The sequence below is a fragment of the Bacteroidales bacterium genome (assembly GCA_014860575.1).
Taxonomy (GTDB): domain Bacteria; phylum Bacteroidota; class Bacteroidia; order Bacteroidales; family JAAYJT01; genus JAAYJT01.
In genome coordinates this window covers 1-19,382 of sequence record JACZJK010000012.1, presented here as the reverse complement: position 1 = coordinate 19,382, position 19,382 = coordinate 1, and the positions used below count along the sequence as shown (strand labels likewise).

The following is a 19,382-nucleotide window of genomic DNA, read 5'->3' as shown; positions in this document are numbered from 1 at the left end:
TTTGTACTTGTGGGTTTGTTTGTATGAATTGTGATGCTGTGATGCAGTGATACGGTGATGCTGTGGTTAGTTGTTAATTGGTAGTTCTTGGAATTTGGAATATGGAATTTGGAATTTTTGCCAACTGCATATTGCCAACTCATCCCCGAGTGGTATTTCTCGATAACTTCGATATTAAGTGTCTTAATGGTCTTTTTGCATTTTCACCTTTTCAGAGAAGGCTCATGCCTGGAGGATCATACGGTCATGATATCCTTGTCTTTGGCTTCCATCAGGTGTTCAACCTTTTCGATGAAACGGTCGGTGAGGACCTGAATTTCTTTTTCAAGATGTTTGACTTCATCTTCGGGGATGCCGTCTTTCTCCAGTTTTTTAGCCGATTCATTGGCGCTGCGACGGATGTTTCTGACAGCCACTTTAGCGCTTTCAGTTTCATTTTTGGCAATTTTTACCAGGTCGCGGCGGCGCTCTTCGGTAAGCGAGGGAACCAGAATGCGGAGAATTTCGCCATTGTTCTGTGGGTTGAAACCAAGATTGGCAGCCTGTATAGCCTTCTCAATCACCGGGAGCATGTTTTTGTCCCAGGGTTGCACAATGATCTGACGGGGATCGGGGGTGTTAATGTTTGAAACCTGGTCAATGGGGGTGATCACACCATAGTAGTCAATCTTAACGCTTTCAAGCATTTGCGGACTGGCCTTGCCTGCCCTGATTTTATGCAGTTCGCGCTCAAGGTGTTTGAGTGCGTGCTGCATGCTTTCTTCTGCTTCGTCAAGCACGAATTGGGTTTCTTCGTTCATGGCGCTGTGGTATTGGTTTAAGGCACAAAAATAATGTAAAAGATGGAAATGCAATACAATTCATCGAAAGCGGCCATGACGGAACATCATTGAATTTGCAATTCAAAAAAGATTCTAACTTTGAGGTGCTATTCCAGCAGTTGAAAGTAATTAGAATACCTGAAGAATGGTTGTTTCAAAAGTGTGATAATTACAAATTATCCGGTGTTCCGAGCGGCATTACTAATACTACTCAGCGGGGGAAGGAGATTCATTGTAGTACCCAGACCCGTTGGGGCAACTTCAGACACTGCTGTTAATTATTTTGTTAATTTTGTCTCAGCTAATTGATTTGATTGGGGTTGTTGGCAACTTAATTAATTTTTGTCTTCCTTGAGAAAACTATATTGATAGAATGGGAACAGCAGAACAAATAGATTACTGGATCAATACAGCAATTGACGATCTTCAAACTGCTGATTTGCTTATTTCTAATGGGAAAATACTTCATGGATTGTTTTTCAGCCACCTGTGTATTGAGAAAGCAATTAAAGCTCACTTTGTCCGATTTACCGCAGACATACCTCCAAAGTCGCACAACCTGCTTTACTTGTTATCAAAAACTGATTTATCGCTGAGTGAGGATGAAAAAGACCTGTGCAGTATCCTGATGACATATCAGCTTGAGGGACGTTATCCTGAATATTATCCATCAACCCCTTCAATGAAATCAGCAATTGAAATACTGTCGCAAACAAAACTATTATTTGAATGTCTCAAAGAGAAGTTATAGACAAGCTCCGCAAGTATTGCTTACTGCTAAATTCATCGGGTATTACTGTTGAAAAGGCTTTTCTTTATGGCAGTTGGGCTCGTGGCAATGCAATGGCTGACAGCGACATAGATGTTATGATCGTGTCTTCGCAGTTTGATACCGACGATCATTCAATCAAGGCAAAAGCCTGGAGAATGACTGAAAAAATTGATCTAAAGATTGAACCCTATACCGTAGGACTTAATAAATTCATGAACGATAAAGTTTCTCCACTGGTTCAGTTGGTGAGGGAACAAGGTGTCGAGATTGTATTCTAGTAAATGTTCTCGCCTCAGCTAAACGGTAATAAAATTGCCGCTCAGCGGGGGGGAAGCACCAAATAGTAACATAAAGTTTCCTGCTGGTTTTCTGTTCCGGAAATTACATTGCCTTGAACATCATTGAATTTGCAATTCAAAAAAGATTCTAACTTTGATGTGCTATTCCAGCAGTTTGAAATAATTTGAAAAACTGAGCAATGGCTGTATCAGAGGTTTGGATAATTACAAATTTTTCGGTGTTCCGAAAGGCATTGCAAACGCCACTCAGCGAGGCCCAATTGATAAAATTAAATTAGAAAATCCCAATAAATGAAAAGTATTCTCTTATTATTAATACTCTGTTCTCTAACTGGGTATTGCCAAAGGAAGGATTATTCAGTAAAAGAATTTTATAAAAATTTGGCACGCAGAAAGGAAGTGCCATTTATAATCATTATTAAAATACATGATGTTGAAGGATTTAGGTATTGCCCCATTTCAAATCCTTACCTTTACGAAAAGTATGGTGAAATATTCAATAACGAATTTAACGATTATACGGATTTTATTACATCTGTCCTGAATGATTCAATAAAAATTCAATCAAATAAATTTGTAACAAATAGTGATTGCAAAATTGAGCGGAATAACGAAGTTAGATTGGAGTATGAAAAGTACGATGTTGTCCATATTATAAATAAATACTTTGAGAAAGCCAGCAATGGCATTAAATTAAACATGCTTGGGTTGAATTACACGGATGAATTGCTGCTCATTATGTTTGAGAATCAGTATTTTATCTTAATTGATGATTACTCTGGCAACTATAAATTCCTTACTAAGTATGAACTACCCCGTTGAGCGGCATTGCAATGGCCGATCAACGGCGTGTGGTTTAGGCAGGCGCCAATTTGAAATTTATCTAAGATGAATTATCACTATAAACTAAACGATCCGTTTCTTGGTATAAGATTTAACTTTACACCTAGTCAAGTTAAGGTTGTCCTTGGCGAACCTGATTCTGTTGAGAAACATTATTATTCCGAAACAAATAAAGGAGAGTATGATGAAATTCTCTATTATGAGAAAGGAATATTGCGAATAATTTTCTCATACGAAAATTTCGCTTTTTCAGACTTGTCAATTTTTACAGAGTGTATGTTTATTAATGAAGTGGATATATTTTCTTTGTCAAAAAGAGAAGTATTAGCCCAAATTTTAAAAATATCCAGATTAAGCTCTAACGAGGCTTTTATAGAAACAGTAAACATAAATGAGGTTGATTGTGATTCATATGAATTCAAAGATATCGGCTTGACGCTTTGGTTTGAATTCGATTCTCTTGACGAAATATGTCTTTTTAATACAGATGAGCTGAATTATTAGAATTGAAATCAAAATATGCATTATTGTCCTATTCACCCAAGCTGAACGGCATTTATAATGTCCTAAACATCATTGAATTTGCATTTCATCAAAACTTCCTGATTTGACTTGCTGTGCCAAAATCAATCACGAGGCTGTTTCATTCAGGAAGCGGCCTCTTTTGTTTTACTATCTTTGCTTTCTGCCAAATGATTCCTGAAACCATGCTTCAGCCATTTCTTCAAACCCCTATCGAATACCTCAAAGGCGTTGGGCCGGTAAGGGCGGCATTGCTAAAAAAGGAACTGAACATCCACACCTTCGAAGACCTGCTGTATTTTTACCCCTTCCGCCATGTGGATCGCAGTGAAGTAGCGAAAATCAGTGAAATCAATTCGGATGCTGCATACATTCAGGTGAAGGGCGTGATAAAAAACCTTCAGGAAATTGGCGCAAAACGCAGCATGCGCTTAACAGCCACGCTTAAGGATGACAGCGGTTCCATTGAATTGGTCTGGTTCCAGGGCATTCGATGGGTGAAGGAAAAGATCATTCCCGGCAAGGAATATCTTGTGTTCGGAAAACCCAATGTTTTCAACAACAAATTCAATATTCCCCATCCTGAAATTGAGCTGATTGAGGAAGCCCGTATCCTGGCAGGAGAACCGCTCCAACCGTTTTACAGTTCAACGGAGAAACTCAAGTCAAAAGGCTTTCACGCCAAAGGCATCGCCAAAATTATGAGCAACCTTGTTGAGCGGGCCAAAGACAATATACCGGAGATTCTGCCAGCAACATTGTTCAGTGAAATGAAGCTTATGAACCGCGAGGAAGCCCTGCTCAGTATCCACTTTCCTGCCAATGCCCTGAAATTATCACATGCACGCTACCGCCTGAAATTCGATGAACTGTTCTTCAACCAGCTTCCGATGCTGATGAACCGTAATGAACGCAAGTTGAAAGTGAGCGGTCAGCGTTTCTCTCTGATTGGTGAGCATTTCAACACTTTTTACCACAACTTCCTGCCCTTTGAGCTTACGAATGCCCAAAAGCGTGTGATCCGCGAAATCAGGCAGGATACCGGTTCGGGCAAACAAATGAACCGTTTGCTGCAAGGCGATGTTGGAAGCGGAAAAACGGTGGTGGCACTTATGAGCATGCTCATTGCCCTTGATAACAGTTGCCAGGCCTGCATGATGGCTCCCACAGAAATTTTGGCTTCACAGCATTTCGTCACGCTTAGCCGTATGTTGCAAGGCTTGAACATAAAAATTGAACTCCTCACCGGCTCCACCAAAACCGCAAAACGCAATGAAATTCATACCGCTTTGCTTAGCGGAGAATTGAATCTTTTGGTGGGAACCCATGCCCTGATTGAAGATGTGGTGCAATTTAAGAACCTTGGACTGGTGATCATTGACGAGCAGCATCGTTTTGGTGTTGCGCAGCGTGCAAAACTCTGGCAGAAAAATATCATCCCTCCCCATGTATTTGTGATGACCGCCACCCCGATTCCACGAACCCTGGCCATGACGTTGTATGGCGATCTCGACTCTTCCGTAATTGACGAAATGCCTCCAGGCCGCAAACCGGTAAAAACAATCCATTATTACGATTCGCACAGGCTCAGGGTTTTTGGGTTCATGAAAGAAAAAATTAAGGAAGGCAGGCAGGTGTATGTGGTTTATCCTCTGATCCAGGAATCGGAAACACTGGATCTGAAAGACCTGATGGATGGTTACGAAAGTATTGTCCGCGATTTTCCATTGCCGCAATATGCTGTAAGCATCGTGCACGGACAAATGAAACCGGCCCATAAGGATTACGAAATGCAACGTTTCGTGAAGGGTGAGACCCAGATCATGGTTGCCACCACAGTGATCGAAGTGGGCGTTGATGTTCCCAATGCATCGGTGATGGTGATTGAGAACGCCGAGCGTTTTGGTCTATCGCAATTGCACCAGCTGCGCGGGCGGGTGGGCCGTGGCGCCGATCAAAGTTATTGCATCCTGATGACCAGCTACAAACTCACCAGCGATGGGAAAAAACGTATTTCTACCATGGTGAGCACCAATGATGGATTTGAGATCGCGAGTGTTGACCTGCAACTGCGTGGCCCCGGCGAGCTTCAGGGAACCAGGCAAAGCGGGGCGCTTGAATTCAAAATCGCCGATCTGGCCAAAGATGGCAAAATCCTTCAGGCAGCCAGGGAAGAAGCTGAAAAAATCGTAGAAGCAGACCCGGAACTGCAAAATCCGGCAAATGTTCCGCTTAAAAGACATTTGCAATACCTGGCAAGGCAGCAGAAGGATTGGGGGAAGATTTCCTGAAGGTGAATTGTTAATTGGTTAATTGGTTTAGTTGTCAATTAGTTAAATAGTTGATTGGATGGAGTGATGTTTTCCGGTGGCTGAGTTGCTTGTCCCGAGAGGAACGATTCGGGATCGAAGCCTGGAGTGATGGAGTTGTGAATGGTTAATCTGTAGATTGGTCGATTGGTAGGAAGAATGGAGTGATGGAGTGTTGGGGTGATGGAGTTGTGAATGGTTAATTGGTTAATTGGTTGATTGGTTGGAAGAATGGAGTGATGGAGTTGTGATTGGTTAATTTGTTGATTGGTCCATTGGTTGAAGGAATGGAGTGGTGTATAGGTAATTGGTCAATCTGTTGATTTGATGTAGAACTTGGGGCGTATAACCAGTAACCAGTAACCTGCAACCTGTAACCTGAAACCTGGAATTTGGAATTTTAGAACTTCTCCCCTTCCCCCCTTCTCATCTTCCTTCTGTGCAGACTACCTAAAACACTACCTTTGCGCCCATGTATAGCGTAAGCAATCTTTCGGTTCATTTTACAGGCACTTCTGTGTTTGATGATGTTTCTTTTCTTATCAACGAAAGGGACAGGATTGGCCTTGTTGGCCGTAATGGCGCAGGAAAGACCACGCTGATGCGTATCATCGTAAAGGAAATTGAGCCCGAAAAAGGAACAGTTGTGATCCCCAATGGACGGACAACGGGTTATCTGCCGCAGGAATTGGAAACAACCAGCCAGGTTTCTGTTTTCGCTGAAGCGCTCACTTCGTTTGAGGAAGCTATTGACCTGGAGAAAAAAATCCAGTATTTCACCGACGAACTTACGCAGCGCACCGATTATCAATCGCAGTCATACGCAACATTGATCAACCGGCTGAACGATGCCAACGACCGTTTTCATCTGATTGGCGGTCAGAACCGCGAGGCGGAAACTGAAAAGGTGTTGCTTGGATTGGGGTTCAAAAAAGAAGATTTCATTCGTCCTCTCCGTGAATTCAGCAGTGGATGGCAAATGCGGGTGGAACTGGCAAAAATCCTTCTCAAAAAGCCTGACTTGTTGCTGCTTGATGAGCCCACCAACCATCTTGACATCGAATCAATTCAATGGCTCGAAGAATTTTTAAGAGAATATCCCGGGGCTTTGATCATGGTTTCTCACGACCGTGCTTTCCTTGATGCAGTTACAAACCGCACGGTAGAAATTTCGTTGGGAAAGATTTACGATTTCAGCGCAAGTTATTCAGATTATGTTGGCATGAGGCAGCAACAGCGCGAATTGCAGATTGCCGCCATGAACAACCAGCAGCGTCAGATTGCCCAGATTGAACGGTTCATAGAACGGTTCCGATATAAAAACACCAAGTCGCGGCAGGTGCAATCGCGGGTGAAGATGCTTGATAAGATGGATATCCTTGAAGTGGAGGAAACCGATAATTCAGCCATCAGGCTGCGTTTTCCGCAGGCTCCGCGCTCAGGAAAAGTAGTGGTGGAAGCTGTTGACTTGTACAAATCCTATGGCACGAAAGAAGTGTTGAGAAATCTGAGTTTTGCCATACTCCGTAATGATTTTGTTGCTTTTGTTGGACGCAATGGCGAGGGGAAAACTACGCTTTCAAAAATTATCAACGGCCTGCTGGATCACACTGGCCAACTTACGCTTGGCTACAACACACATATTGGATATTATGCCCAGAACCAGGCAGAATTGCTTGATGGCGAGAAAACGGTTTTTCAAACGATTGATGATGTTGCCGTAGGCGATATGCGGCCAAAAGTGCGTGGCTTGCTTGGCAGTTTCCTGTTTGGAACCGATGATATTGATAAAAAAGTTAAAGTGCTTTCGGGTGGCGAAAAAGCCCGGCTTTCCATCGCCCGCCTGCTATTGAAACCTGTGAACCTGCTCATCCTCGATGAACCTACCAACCACCTTGATATGGTTTCAAAAGACATCCTGAAAAGCGCACTCATGCAATACACCGGCACGCTGATCATTGTTTCGCACGATCGCGATTTCCTTCAGGGTTTAACCAATAAGGTGTTTGAGTTCAAGAATATGGGCATCCGCGAATACCTCGGCGATGTGTATGATTTTCTGCAGGCACGCAAACTGGAATCGCTCAAGGAACTGGAGCAGGCAAATTTGCTGAACCGTTCCCAGGTATCTAAAACCCAGTCTACTGATTCGAAAGTACAGTGGGAAGAACGCAAAAACCGCGAGAAACAATTACGAAAATTACGAACCCAGATCGAAAAATCCGAAGCAGAAATTTCCCGAATGGAAAAAGAGATAACAGAATTTGATAAGATGCTTGCTGATCCGACCCGTTATAAGGAGATCCTGAATGATGCCGGTGCCTACAAGCGGTACAATGCGCTAAAAGCAAGTCTGGAGCAGGAGATGCAACGTTGGGAGGAATTGCATGGGGAACTGGAGAATGAAGGCCAGTTTTGATTGACGATTTTGGATTTGCGATTTACGATTGTGTGGCAGAGTTCAGATAATTTTGGAGTGTGACTCCAAAATTATCAGGTTTTTTTGGATCGGCACTCCAAAAAAATCCTGTTTTCAGTAATCTATTTGAATGGACTCCTCTAATCATAGCAAAATTATTCTCGAATTGCGATCCCCCTCCTCAGCCTCCGCCTTAGCCTCAGCCTCAGCCTATCCTCACTTATCCCTCTTCATCAATTTCACCCCAAACTGCCTGAAAATTTCTTTTTTGGCGGGATCGGCTTTCAGCATTTCGAGGCTTTGCATGGCTTCCTGATAATATTGTTCCATCACGTATTCAGCTTGTTGCCGAACCTTTAGTTTGTTGAAAATCTCCAACACATCAGATATCTTATGGTTTTCGTTCTCTGCCTGATCCGAGAAGAGTTTCCTTAGATTTGAACCAGTTTTTTCATCAGCCAATTCGAGGGCTTTGAGGTAAAGAAATGTTTTTTTATTGGCAACAATATCGCCGCCTTGCTTTTTGCCAATTTCATTCTCCGAACCAAAAGCATCAAGGATATCATCCTGCAACTGGAAAGCAATTCCGAGTTTCTCGCCGTAATTATAGAGCAGATCAACCTGTTGTTGATGAGCCTTGGCAACAATGGCGCCTATTTGCATGCAGCCACCAAAGAAAACTGCCGTTTTCAAGCGGATCATTTCAATGTATTCGGCAATGCTTACATCCTGTCGCTTCTCGAAGTTCATATCCATTTGCTGGCCTTCACAGATTTGGATCGCAATACGGTTGAAAGCGTGCAGCAGATCGGGGAGAACTGTCGGATCGGTTCGGATCAGGTAATCATAAGCCATGGCAAACAGGGTGTCGCCCGACAGGATTGCAATGTTGGAATTCCATTTACGGTAAACGGTTTCTCTGCCACGGCGTAGCGGCGCCTGGTCCATGATGTCGTCGTGGATCAAGGTGAAATTATGCAGCAATTCCAGGCTTACAGCCGGATGGATAGCATCGGCACAATCCCCTTCAAGCAAGTCGCAGGCCATCATCATCACTACCGGCCTGAACCGTTTTCCGGCATTGGAAATGGTATATTGTATCGGCTGGTAAAGTTCTTTGGGCTCAACCGGGTAAGGTATGGTTTCAATTACCTTTTCGATCTGTTCAAGAAAACGTTTATGGTCCATAGAAGAATTGGTTAAATCCAAAGAGCAAAGAGCAAGATCCAAAATAAATCCAAAATTCAAATCTCAAAATTCAAAATAAATCCAAAAAAATAAAAATCCAAAAAGAGAAGGAGAACACAAATCAACAGCCAATTGTCCTCTGATCCTGTAACATTCAGAATTATTAGGGAGTCTTTTACAAATTTCCAATATTCTTTTCGCAAACAGCAACAATCTTTCCCTTAGATCATAAGGTTTATTATTATCCATTACCCTTTTGAGTTTTTAGTTTTGTTTTATTTCGGATTTTGGATTTTATTTGATTTCAGGCTTTAGCTTCTCCTGTCTGCTGTTGATTTAATGATCATGCTACTTAATATGTTTATAATTTCTTCTGATTCCCTGATGTCTCCTGCTATTTCAGCGGGCTCAATGTATGTCCCGCTGATCACTTTGAGAAAAAACCTGACTTCTTTAGCCTCTTTCCTCGAAATCACAATTTTGTTAACGAAATCTTTTTTTGTAATTGTTCCGTCAGCTTCTTCGTAATTTGCACCAACTGAGGTGCCTGCACCTGCTAATTGTCCTCTGATCCGGTAACATTCAGGATTATTGGGAAGCCTTTTGCAAATTTCCAAAATTCTTTTCGCAAATAGCAATAATCTTTCCCTTAAATCATAAGGTTTAGAATTATCCATAACCCTTTTGAGTTTTTCGTTTTAGATTTATTTTGGATTTGGTTTTTGGATTTGGATTTTAATTTTCCGGCTTTAGCTTCTCAAAATTTCCAACAAATACTCCCCATATCCACTTTTCAGCAGCGGCTGGGCCAGCGCTTCCAGTTGTGCGGTATCAATAAATCCCATGCGAAAAGCAATTTCTTCAATACAGCCAATTTTCAATCCCTGGCGTTCCTCAATTACCTGTACAAATTGCGAAGCCTGTATCAATGAGGCAAAAGTGCCGGTATCGAGCCATGCTGTTCCGCGACTCAGCAAACCAACTTTTAATTTGCCCTGTTTTAGATATTCCTTGTTTACATCAGTGATCTCATACTCGCCGCGTGCACTGGGCTTCAGGTTCTTCGCGATCTCTACCACGGAGTTATCATAAAAATAAAGCCCGGGAACGGCGTAGTTGGATTTGGGTTGCTGGGGCTTTTCCTCAATTGAAATGGCTTTCAGGTGTTTATCGAACTCTACGACGCCATAGCGATGGGGGTCGGAAACATGGTAAGCAAAGATGACCCCTCCATCGGGATCATTGTTTTGCTGAAGCAGCTTTGGCAGTCCGCTACTATAAAAAATATTGTCGCCAAGCACCAATGCAACCTTTTCATTTCCAATAAATTTTTTACCGATCACAAATGCCTGTGCAAGGCCGTTCGGGATTTCCTGTTTCGCATAGTGGAAATCACATCCAATTTGTTTTCCATCGCCGAGCAAACGTTCAAAATGGGGTAAATCAACAGGTGTAGAAATGATCAGGATTTCACGGATACCAGCCATGAGAAGTACCGATAATGGGTAATAAATCATGGGTTTGTCGTAAATGGGCATGAGTTGTTTGCTCACCGCCATGGTAAGCGGATGCAGGCGGGTTCCGGCGCCGCCGGCCAGGATGATACCTTTCATTGTTGTAAAGTTTGGGTCAAAGTTAAGAAAAGCAGTATAATCTGAACCTATTCTTTCGGTTTTGCAGCATCTTGTGCGATTGCATCAGTGTCTGAGCCGTTGTCGTCACTGCTGTCATCTTCTTCAAAGATATCCATGATTGGCTCCTCAAAATCCCTGGTGGTGACCCGCTTGTCGAGGCTTAAAAGCAGCGATGGCAGAACAAACAGGTTCGAAAGTACGGCAATGAGGAGGGTGAAGGATACAAGAAAGCCCATTGCTTCGGTTCCGCCAAAAGTTGAAAGGGTAAAAATGGCAAAACCGAAAAACAACACAATCGAAGAATAGATCATGCTGAAGCCGGTTTCACGCAATGCAGAGATCACAGAACTACGGATGTCCCAATTGGTGCTTTTAAGCTCCATACGGTAACGTGAAAGAAAATGAATGGCGTTATCAACCGAAATTCCAAGTGCAATGCTAAATATCAGAATCGTGGATGGCTTTATGGATATAGCAAGATAACCCATAAGTGCAGCAGTAAGAATTTGTGGAAGCAGGTTCGGAACCATTGAAATACTCACCATTTTAAATGAGGTGAACAACAATGCCATCATCAGGGTAATGGCAATAATCGCAATGATTAAACTGGTAAGAAGGTTATGGACAAGATAATCGGTGCCTTTAAGAAAAACGATACTGGTTCCGGTGATGGTAACTGTATACTCATCGGGAGGAAAAATTTCATCTATGGTGGGACTGAGATGATCTTTGATACGCTGAATATCGCGTGTGCCAATGTTTGCCATTTGCACGCTGATGCGTGTTACCTGCATATCGTTATCCATAAAGGAATTCATCAGGGTGCGGCGTCCTGAATCCATACCGGGAACATAACGTAAAATAAAGTTTTGCTCCTGGGGCGTTGGCAAGCCATACATTGCCACATTGCCATTGTAAAAAGCCTGCCGCAAAAATTTTGTAACTTCCGCAACCGAGAGTGGCCTCGAAAATTCCGGATAGGTTGCAAGTGAATCCTGCAACTGGTTTATTTTCCGGATGGTTGACAGTTGGGTAACACCTCGTTTTTTATGCGTGTCAATCTGTATCTCAAATGGGAGCACACCCTGGAATTCGCGTTCGAAAAACAAAAGATCCTGGTACATCCGGTCTTTGTGGGGGATATCATCAACAACGTTGCCCGAGGTTTTGAGCCTTGTAATTCCAACGATTCCAACAACTGTAAAAAGAATAGCAGTAATGTATACGATCCGGCGATGGTTTAGCACTACGTAAACAATCTTTTCGAGCAACCTCACTGTAAATTTGTTGTCGAGGTGGCGTACGTGGCGGGATTTTGGAGGATCGAGATAGCTGTAAAAGATCGGGATCAGGATAATAGTAAGCAGGAAAACAACCATGATGTTGATGGCGGCAATGATCCCAAATTCAACCAGGATTTTATTTCCGGTAAGTATAAATGCCGCAAAACCAGTAGCAGTGGTAAGGTTTGTCAGGAATGTTGCGTTCCCTACCCTGTGAAGCATCCTTGAGAGCGCTTTTACCTTGTTGCCATGTGCACGATACTCATGATGGTATTTATTCAGCAGAAAGATACAATTCTCCACTCCAATAATGATCAGCAGCGGTGGCAATATACCGGTAAGAATTGTAATCTCATACCCTAAGAGTACCATCATACCGAGCGCTATCCCTACTGTGATTACGACAATAAGCATTGGAAAAAGCACGGCTTTAAAGGATCGGAAGAAAACATAAAGAGCTATGGAGGCAACAAGCATAGATAGTAACAGGAAAAGCTTTAACTCAGCCTGTACTTTTTTCATTATAGTGGTTCGGATAAAAGGTAAGCCTGAAAGATAAGTTTCGATGCCGGTCTTTTCCCTGAACCGTTTTGCTGCCTGCGTGATTTCTTCAACAACTATCAGCCGCCCCTTGGTATTCAGCTTGTCCTTGTCGAGGGTGATGGCCATTAGGTTCGATCCGGTTTCGGAGTTAAAAAGCAAACCTTCGTAAAATGGCAGATCAAAAATTTTGGCTTTAAGTGTGTCAAGTTCCTGTTGCGTTTCCGGAAATTCCTTGAAGACCGGAACAAAATCATAGCGCTGCAGGCTGTCGTTTTTAATCACATTAAAAATGTGGGCAATTGAAACAACTTCCTGAACTCCGTCAACCGACTTCATCTCCCAGGTAAGATCATACCAGGCGCGGAATTTTTCGAGTTCAAAAAGCTCTTTGTCCTTAATTCCAATAAACAGAACACTGCCATCTTCACCAAAAACTTCTTTAAACTGTCTGTAAGCTATTTGTGTGGAATCACTTTCGGGCAACATCTGGGCCATCTCATAAGAAAGCTTCACACCGGCCATCTGGTAAACCATAAACAGGGTAATCAGGCCAATGATAATCAGATTAGTAAGCCTGTAGCGAATGATAATACGAAAAAGAAATTGAAACATGCAAATCTTTTAAACGCGATCCCCTTGCTTAGTACTTGTAAAGGTTTTCTAAAAAAAACGCCTGCAAAGGTAAGATTTAGAATGAAATCTGCCAGAAAATGAGGAAATTTGCTTTCTTATTAAGAAACAATTACATCATCAGGATTCCACATATGGCCAGCGTTTTATTTATTGATTCCACTCACCCTTGCCTTCCCGAAGCCCTTGAAAAGGCCGGATACACCTGTGAACACTATCCGGGTTTCACTTATGAGGATTATGCACACATCATCCAAAATTATACTGGGATCATCATCAGGAGCGGCATTACGCTTGACAAAAGATTACTGGAGAAAGCGGCAAAACTGAAATTTATTGGCCGCGTTGGAGCCGGCATGGAAAATATTGATGAAGATTTTGCGAAATCCAAAGGTATAGTTTGTTTGAATGCACCCGAAGGCAACCGCGATGCGCTGGCTGAACATGCGGTGGGAATGCTGTTGGCTTTGATGAATAATCTGCTTCGGGCCGATCGCCAGGTTAGGCAGGGAATGTGGAAGCGCGAGGAGAACCGGGGAGAAGAAATTATGGGTAAAACCATTGCGATCATAGGTTACGGCAATATGGGAAGTGCTTTTGCCCGAAGGCTGGCAGGATTTGGCGTCAGGGTTATAGCTTACGACAAATACAAAACCAGCTATGCCGATGGGTTCGTAGTAGAAAGCGATATGGAAACCATTTTCCGCGAAACCGATATCCTAAGCCTGCATGTGCCACTTACGGCAGAAACTGATTACCTTGTAAACGCGGATTATCTGGATAAATATTCCAAGCCTATACGACTTATCAATACTTCGCGTGGCAGGGTCGTAAAAACATCTGATCTGGTTCTGAAAATGAAAGAGGGGAAAGTAATGGGCGCAGTGCTGGATGTAATTGAGTATGAAAGGAAATCGCTTGAGAACCTCGAAAGCACTCCGGCTGACTTTCAATACCTCACACAGAGCGACCGCGTGGTGCTTACGCCTCATATAGCCGGCTGGACGCAGGAATCGGCAGTAAAACTGGCAAAAGTACTTGTAGATAAAATCCTGGCGCTATTCCCAGTTTAAGATCCGCAAAAAATCAAATTCAGCCGGATTGGTTACGAATTTTCCGGCAGCTTCATAATCGTTTTTACCGAGGAATTGCAGATTGTTTTCGAAAACAAGTTTGGTTTTAGCACCATCCATGTTTACAAGCCGCGGTTGCACTTTCCCATGTTCGTTGGTAACATCTTTCAGGAACAATGGCCTTATTTCACCGGTATGATCCGAGGTTACCATGCAGGCTGTATGGCCTTCATCGAACAATTTTTTAACACCAAGTGATAATAATGAACAGTAAAGCAGATCGAAAGCAATAGGCCGGACACAGCGCAATTCATAGCCTAGTTCAACAGGGCGGCTTTTCACATCCAGTTTGATGGATTTGAGCTTATGCTGAAGCAGTAAATTGAAGATGTGCGCTTTGCTAACATTGCCAAGTTCAGGGTGGCCATGATCGTCGTAAGTAAATTGTATGCCTGTATTTTTAATTTCTTCGTCGGTGAGAAAATGAAACACACCTTCGCTGATAACTGCAACACCATAGGGCAATCCCAAAACCTTGCGTTTCAATATGGAAGAAATCACCAATCTGATAATGCGGTCGAAAGTGATCTCAACTTTGTTGAACATCTCCGGAATAACGATCATGGGATAATGACATGAAGCGCCAATGCCAAAAGCCAGGTGGCCGGCTTCGCGCCCCATGGCCGAAACAATAAACCAGTTGCCGCTGGTTCTTGCATCTTCATAAACAGTGGTTGCAATCCTCACACCTTCATGTTTGGCGCTCTGATAACCGAAAGTGGGCTGGCCTTCGGGCAATGGAAGGTCGTTATCAATGGTTTTTGGAACGTGGATATTCTGAATTTTAATTTCGTGATCTTCCAGGAATTTTGCGATCCGGTTAGCCGTTGATGCAGTATCATCGCCACCGATGGTTACAAGCAGTTTTACATCATGTTTAACAAAAAAGTCAGTATTAAACTCGGTGTCTCTTGGCTTATAACGGCTCATCTGCAAAGCCGATCCTCCCTGGTTATAGATCTTATCAGCCATCGGAAAGTTTATTTCCTGGAAATCAGGGTCTGGGGTAAAAATGGTCTTATATCCTTCATGAACACCCAATACCCTATATCCGTTTTTAAGAAAAACCTTGGCAACTGTTCCAATTACCGTGTTGATGCCGGGCGCTGGGCCTCCGCCGCATAATATTGCTATACTTCCGTTCATAATTTTTGCTGGAATAAATGAGCGGCAAAATTAGCAAAATCGAAGTAAAAGAGAAGGATGAGGATTGAATGTATCAATTGCGTTCTAAAAAATCCTTCCTGAAAACCCTAGTCATTATCCTGATTGCTTCTTCTTGCTTCTTCCTATCCATATAGGGTGGACCGGTTGGGGTGTTGTTTACATCCACAATATAAATCTTCCCATCATCGCGATCGCGCAACACATCAAGCTCTCCATAATCGAGTTTGAACCTGTGGCAGAATTCTTTCAGTTTTAGTATTTCTTCACTTGAAAGAGAGCTTTCAGGAGGGTGAACCTCCACATTTTTAAGCTTGTGATGCCATTTCCTGAAAACGCCGAACCTTGATGAAATGGTTTTATACTTGATAAAAACCATTGGAATCGCACCGTTTATAAATGGGATGCGTATATCTGCCACAAAGTTTGAATCAAACTGGTTGTTTATCAGTTTTTGGTAAACATAACCCTGTTTCCTGTGAACCGGGCCTTGCACAATCTTTCCATCATGGGATGCATTAATTTCGCTTTTTTGAACCATCAAACCTGAATAATTAGCCGGATCAACCAGGCTTGAATAGCCGAAAACTTCAGTAAAGTATTTATCCACCGTACTTTTTGAAATATCCAGGCTCTTGATATTGATTACTTTTTCACTTTTCGAAATTTTTTCAATCACTGCATTTCTGTTACGAATTGTTACATCTTCCCAGTAAATGGTCAGGCTGCGCAGTTTATCAGGATTGTTGGTGATGTTGTAATGCAGCCCTTTAAAGATTTTATAAAGCACAGTACTTTTACTCGGAAAATGAGGATAAAATAGAACGGTTCTTATTTTTTTGCCATTCCTGTAGTAGTTTCTGATCCAACGAATTCGGTAGCGTGTATCCTCCAGGACTTTCTTTAGAAAAGGCATCCCGCTTCTGTACTTATTAATGAAATACATGCAGAAAAATATTTTTATAATTTTACCGGGCAATATTATAGCAAATTAGTCCCTGATTATCTGGTAACCTGACATAATCTTAAATTTTTTTTATGAGCAGCAAAGTTCTTGCAGACTGGGTAGCGCAATACACTGAAGAAATGTACAAATGGGCCTTGTACAAAACTTCTTCTATTGAGGTTGCCGAAGACCTGGTACAGGACACGTTTCTGGCTGTATCAGAAAAATTTTCAACTTTCAAGGGCGATAGCTCTCCGAAAACATGGCTGTTTTCCATACTCAATCACAAAATTATTGACTACTACCGAAAAAGAGTAAATCAGCCTGTCAGGATCGAAACCCAGGTATTGGCCGGTATTTTTAACGACAATGAGGGTTGGAAACCCGAGAAGCAACCAAGGGAATGGCATTCTGAAGAAGTCCATTTACTGGATGATGAAGTTTTCAAGGCGGTACTTAAAAAGTGCCTGGAAGCATTGCCAGAAAAATGGAACCTCAGTGTGAAAATGAAATATCTGACGGATAAAAGCGGGGAGGAAATTTGTCAGGAACTTGGGATCACACCGTCTAATTTCTGGCAAATGATTCACAGGGCAAAATTAAAGCTGCGCGATTGCATTGAAACAAACTGGTTTCAGAACTAAAGAAATGAAAAAACTCTCAGACATATTATTCCTTTCCTGCCTGAAAGCTACGGAGCTGATTGAGAAGAAGTTTCATTTCAAGCTTTCTTTCAAGGAACGATTGCAATTAAAGGTTCACAAATCTATGTGCAATGCCTGCCGTTTATACGCGGAGCACAGCGAGATTATTGAACAGGGAATTGCCCGCCATTTTCATGAAAATGAGAAACCTGTGGATGTTGCAAAGCTGAAAGAAAAGATCAACAAAGTGCTCGAAAGCAAGGAAAATTAATGCTATGGCCCGTATCCGAACCATCCCGCATGCCGAAGCCACCGGAAGGCTCAAAGAAATTTATGACGAACTTATACAGAAGCGGGGCAAACTCGCTGAAGTACATCAAATACAGAGCCTCCGTCCCGAAAGCATCGTTAAACACATGGAACTCTACATGGAAATCATGTTTTCGCGTTCTGAACTTAGCCGTGCAGAACGCGAAATGATGGCCGTGGTGGTTTCAGTGGCCAATGGTTGCAAGTATTGCAAAGCCCATCATGAAGCGGCGCTCAGGCATTATATGAAGGATGAGCCGAAAATCCAGGCTATTCTTAATTATACTGATTTCCTGACTTGTGACAATTAGTGCGGTAGAAGTTTCCATTTTTTCACTAATGGTGCTAATTGACTTTGCATTAATTCTTTAGCGGGAGAGGTAAACTTGAAAGTTTCCCCTGTTATTTTATCGCATATATGTGATTCGGTAATTTGCCACACCAGAAGTCTAATATTTCTCAAAGTCATTTGAGTAGTTAGTTCCAGATATTTTTCGATAACCAATGCCAGAAAGCAGATCAGAACGTGCGATCTGATTGCATTTTCCTTCTGATGATATATAGGCCGTGCTTCCAGATCATGCTTGCTCATTCTAAATGACTGTTCTACACGCCATAGGTGATGATATCTTTCAATGACATGTTGTGCCGGTAGCTGAGACTCAGGCAAATTAGTACAGTATCCTTTAATTCCCAGCAAGAGTCTTCTTTTCTCAATCAGGGCAGTGTTAAGCTCTATTTTTTCTTTGGATACCCTTTTTATGAACTTGGCCTTGGCACCTGAAGATTGTTTGGCGACCAAATCCTCTGCCTTCTGAACTAACTTGTTCAGGTCATTTATTTCCTTCCTGTAGCGCTTAGTGGAAAAGTCGCAGATCAAATCACCATGCCTGGAATGTAATCTTGTAATGGCCCCGTTAACCGCGTTTAAAGAACCATGTATTTTCTTTACTGCACCCAGGTCGGTATTGGCCAATCGGGCACCTACAATATAGGATAGGCCTTTCTCCCTGAGTTCGGCCAGCCTGTCATCATCGAGCATGGCTGCATCTGCCACTACTATGGGTTTAGTGTCGGGATGTTTGGCAATGAAACTTTCCACCACAGGTAGCATGGTCTTCCCCTCGAAGGTATTGCCTGCAAAGACATCGTACGCAAGTGGAAAACCTGCTTGTGTAACCATCAGCCCTATAACTATTTGCGGTTGTTGTGATTTGTTGTCTTTGCTAAATCCCTGTACCTTAATCTCATCGGCTTTAAATGACTCAAAGTACAGTGTAGTTACATCGTAAAGTACGTAGTAAAATTGCTCTTTAAACAGTCGTCTGGCTACACTGTATGCCCGCTGTTCAATTTCTGCTTTCCAGGATATTAGTTTGGGTATTGTACGATAAATCCGCTGCGAGTACTTTATCTCAAAATAGCGGGAAAGCAACTCTATAGATCGTAGTTTTGAGGCTGGCTCAATTAACCGGATGATTGCCAAATCAAGTAAAAGAGAGGGGAGATGTGTTAAGTGACATTCCCCGAGACAACTTCTGAAAAACTGGTATGCAAAATCGTGGGTAACCTTGACACATTCGCTTCTTTCAACAATCAGAATGTTTTGCTTCTGCTCAGGGAATAGACTTGACTGCTGTGTATACTTCCCAATCCATTCCCGCGCCTTGGTTAACAACAGATCGCGCTCAATATCATCCTTGGCGCTACCCATATGTTTAACAATTTTTGCGCTGTGCCCGGCATATTGAACCACTTGTATGGCTGTAGATCCTGACTTTGTCTTAACCTTTCTGATCCTAAGCATGGCACAAAAATAGGCGTTAGTGCGGTAAAAATCAATTTTATGGTTATTTTATCATTCATATTCAGCATGTTGCAAAATAAAACCGCACTAATTTCGCGAAGCGTCACAAGTCAGGA

Annotated in this window: 18 protein-coding genes; 10 read left to right on the top strand and 8 right to left on the bottom strand. The window is 42.5% G+C overall.

Annotated features, from left to right (window positions below; translation table 11 throughout):
• Window positions 1-236 precede the first annotated feature (236 nt).
• Window positions 237-800 (bottom strand): ribosome recycling factor, encoded by a 564-nt coding sequence (gene frr, locus IH597_02490; GenBank protein MBE0661311.1) that lies wholly within the window; start codon window positions 798-800, stop codon window positions 237-239.
• A 394-nt stretch (window positions 801-1,194) separates the two neighbouring features.
• Here frr and IH597_02485 point away from each other — a divergent pair, with 394 nt between their 5' ends.
• The 6 genes from IH597_02485 (at window position 1,195) to IH597_02460 (ending at window position 7,985) form a co-directional block, all read left to right on the top strand.
• The gene (locus IH597_02485; protein ID MBE0661310.1) at window positions 1,195-1,572 is read left to right on the top strand and encodes a HEPN domain-containing protein; all 378 of its coding nucleotides are present in this window, start codon (window positions 1,195-1,197) and stop codon (window positions 1,570-1,572) included.
• Window positions 1,551-1,871, top strand: coding sequence for a nucleotidyltransferase domain-containing protein (locus tag IH597_02480; GenBank protein MBE0661309.1), 321 nt, complete (start codon window positions 1,551-1,553; stop codon window positions 1,869-1,871). The genes IH597_02485 and IH597_02480 overlap by 22 nt, the downstream gene beginning before the upstream one ends.
• Before the next feature lie 402 nt (window positions 1,872-2,273).
• Window positions 2,274-2,714, top strand: a complete 441-nt coding sequence (locus IH597_02475; protein ID MBE0661308.1) for a hypothetical protein — start codon at window positions 2,274-2,276, stop codon at window positions 2,712-2,714.
• Between the two features lie 66 nt (window positions 2,715-2,780).
• Window positions 2,781-3,239: a hypothetical protein gene (locus tag IH597_02470; GenBank protein MBE0661307.1), complete on the top strand. Its 459-nt coding sequence runs from the start codon at window positions 2,781-2,783 to the stop codon at window positions 3,237-3,239.
• A gap of 203 nt (window positions 3,240-3,442) precedes the next feature.
• A complete protein-coding gene (recG, locus tag IH597_02465) occupies window positions 3,443-5,548 on the top strand; it encodes an ATP-dependent DNA helicase RecG (GenBank protein MBE0661306.1) in 2,106 nt (701 codons plus the stop codon).
• Between the two features lie 490 nt (window positions 5,549-6,038).
• Complete coding sequence (locus IH597_02460; GenBank protein MBE0661305.1) at window positions 6,039-7,985, top strand: ABC-F family ATP-binding cassette domain-containing protein; 1,947 nt, start codon at window positions 6,039-6,041, stop codon at window positions 7,983-7,985.
• A gap of 216 nt (window positions 7,986-8,201) precedes the next feature.
• On the opposite strand, the gene IH597_02455 is transcribed toward IH597_02460, so the two are convergent.
• The 4 genes from IH597_02455 to IH597_02440 all read right to left on the bottom strand — a co-directional run bounded on the left by IH597_02455 (window position 8,202) and on the right by IH597_02440 (window position 13,245).
• Complete coding sequence (locus IH597_02455; protein ID MBE0661304.1) at window positions 8,202-9,173, bottom strand: polyprenyl synthetase family protein; 972 nt, start codon at window positions 9,171-9,173, stop codon at window positions 8,202-8,204.
• Between the two features lie 311 nt (window positions 9,174-9,484).
• Window positions 9,485-9,850 (bottom strand): four helix bundle protein, encoded by a 366-nt coding sequence (locus tag IH597_02450; protein MBE0661303.1) that lies wholly within the window; start codon window positions 9,848-9,850, stop codon window positions 9,485-9,487.
• A 72-nt stretch (window positions 9,851-9,922) separates the two neighbouring features.
• On the bottom strand, window positions 9,923-10,786 hold the full coding sequence (gene rfbA, locus IH597_02445) for a glucose-1-phosphate thymidylyltransferase RfbA (protein MBE0661302.1): 864 nt from the start codon (window positions 10,784-10,786) through the stop codon (window positions 9,923-9,925).
• Between the two features lie 47 nt (window positions 10,787-10,833).
• On the bottom strand, window positions 10,834-13,245 hold the full coding sequence (locus IH597_02440) for an MMPL family transporter (protein MBE0661301.1): 2,412 nt from the start codon (window positions 13,243-13,245) through the stop codon (window positions 10,834-10,836).
• A gap of 152 nt (window positions 13,246-13,397) precedes the next feature.
• Between IH597_02440 and IH597_02435 the strand changes: the two genes are divergently transcribed.
• A complete protein-coding gene (locus tag IH597_02435; GenBank protein ID MBE0661300.1) occupies window positions 13,398-14,336 on the top strand; it encodes a hypothetical protein in 939 nt (312 codons plus the stop codon).
• Here the strand turns inward: IH597_02435 and IH597_02430 are convergent.
• Window positions 14,322-15,542, bottom strand: coding sequence for a 6-phosphofructokinase (locus IH597_02430; protein MBE0661299.1), 1,221 nt, complete (start codon window positions 15,540-15,542; stop codon window positions 14,322-14,324). The genes IH597_02435 and IH597_02430 overlap by 15 nt on opposite strands.
• 73 nt (window positions 15,543-15,615) lie before the next feature.
• Window positions 15,616-16,506 (bottom strand): hypothetical protein, encoded by an 891-nt coding sequence (locus IH597_02425; GenBank protein MBE0661298.1) that lies wholly within the window; start codon window positions 16,504-16,506, stop codon window positions 15,616-15,618.
• 92 nt (window positions 16,507-16,598) lie between these two features.
• Between IH597_02425 and IH597_02420 the strand changes: the two genes are divergently transcribed.
• The 3 genes from IH597_02420 to IH597_02410 are packed head-to-tail and all read left to right on the top strand — an operon-like array spanning window position 16,599 to window position 17,770.
• On the top strand, window positions 16,599-17,150 hold the full coding sequence (locus IH597_02420; GenBank protein MBE0661297.1) for a sigma-70 family RNA polymerase sigma factor: 552 nt from the start codon (window positions 16,599-16,601) through the stop codon (window positions 17,148-17,150).
• Between the two features lie 4 nt (window positions 17,151-17,154).
• Complete coding sequence (locus tag IH597_02415; protein ID MBE0661296.1) at window positions 17,155-17,421, top strand: hypothetical protein; 267 nt, start codon at window positions 17,155-17,157, stop codon at window positions 17,419-17,421.
• 4 nt (window positions 17,422-17,425) lie between these two features.
• Window positions 17,426-17,770, top strand: a complete 345-nt coding sequence (locus IH597_02410; GenBank protein ID MBE0661295.1) for a carboxymuconolactone decarboxylase family protein — start codon at window positions 17,426-17,428, stop codon at window positions 17,768-17,770.
• Here the strand turns inward: IH597_02410 and IH597_02405 are convergent.
• On the bottom strand, window positions 17,767-19,173 hold the full coding sequence (locus IH597_02405) for an IS1634 family transposase (protein MBE0661294.1): 1,407 nt from the start codon (window positions 19,171-19,173) through the stop codon (window positions 17,767-17,769). The genes IH597_02410 and IH597_02405 overlap by 4 nt on opposite strands.
• Window positions 19,174-19,382: the final 209 nt, after the last annotated feature.

What these genes read in the sequence shown, in the direction of transcription:
- IH597_02430 (MBE0661299.1), bottom strand. Translation starts at nt 15,542, where the DNA reads ATGAACGGAAGTATAGCAATATTATGCGGCGGAGGCCCAGCGCCCGGC.
- IH597_02455 (MBE0661304.1), bottom strand. Translation starts at nt 9,173, where the DNA reads ATGGACCATAAACGTTTTCTTGAACAGATCGAAAAGGTAATTGAAACC.
- IH597_02435 (MBE0661300.1), top strand. Translation starts at nt 13,398, where the DNA reads ATGGCCAGCGTTTTATTTATTGATTCCACTCACCCTTGCCTTCCCGAA.
- recG (MBE0661306.1), top strand. Translation starts at nt 3,443, where the DNA reads ATGCTTCAGCCATTTCTTCAAACCCCTATCGAATACCTCAAAGGCGTT.
- IH597_02410 (MBE0661295.1), top strand. Translation starts at nt 17,426, where the DNA reads ATGGCCCGTATCCGAACCATCCCGCATGCCGAAGCCACCGGAAGGCTC.
- IH597_02420 (MBE0661297.1), top strand. Translation starts at nt 16,599, where the DNA reads ATGAGCAGCAAAGTTCTTGCAGACTGGGTAGCGCAATACACTGAAGAA.
- IH597_02470 (MBE0661307.1), top strand. Translation starts at nt 2,781, where the DNA reads ATGAATTATCACTATAAACTAAACGATCCGTTTCTTGGTATAAGATTT.
- IH597_02440 (MBE0661301.1), bottom strand. Translation starts at nt 13,245, where the DNA reads ATGTTTCAATTTCTTTTTCGTATTATCATTCGCTACAGGCTTACTAAT.
- IH597_02485 (MBE0661310.1), top strand. Translation starts at nt 1,195, where the DNA reads ATGGGAACAGCAGAACAAATAGATTACTGGATCAATACAGCAATTGAC.
- IH597_02425 (MBE0661298.1), bottom strand. Translation starts at nt 16,506, where the DNA reads ATGTATTTCATTAATAAGTACAGAAGCGGGATGCCTTTTCTAAAGAAA.
- rfbA (MBE0661302.1), bottom strand. Translation starts at nt 10,786, where the DNA reads ATGAAAGGTATCATCCTGGCCGGCGGCGCCGGAACCCGCCTGCATCCG.
- IH597_02460 (MBE0661305.1), top strand. Translation starts at nt 6,039, where the DNA reads ATGTATAGCGTAAGCAATCTTTCGGTTCATTTTACAGGCACTTCTGTG.
- IH597_02405 (MBE0661294.1), bottom strand. Translation starts at nt 19,173, where the DNA reads ATGGGTAGCGCCAAGGATGATATTGAGCGCGATCTGTTGTTAACCAAG.
- IH597_02415 (MBE0661296.1), top strand. Translation starts at nt 17,155, where the DNA reads ATGAAAAAACTCTCAGACATATTATTCCTTTCCTGCCTGAAAGCTACG.
- frr (MBE0661311.1), bottom strand. Translation starts at nt 800, where the DNA reads ATGAACGAAGAAACCCAATTCGTGCTTGACGAAGCAGAAGAAAGCATG.
- IH597_02480 (MBE0661309.1), top strand. Translation starts at nt 1,551, where the DNA reads ATGTCTCAAAGAGAAGTTATAGACAAGCTCCGCAAGTATTGCTTACTG.
- IH597_02450 (MBE0661303.1), bottom strand. Translation starts at nt 9,850, where the DNA reads ATGGATAATTCTAAACCTTATGATTTAAGGGAAAGATTATTGCTATTT.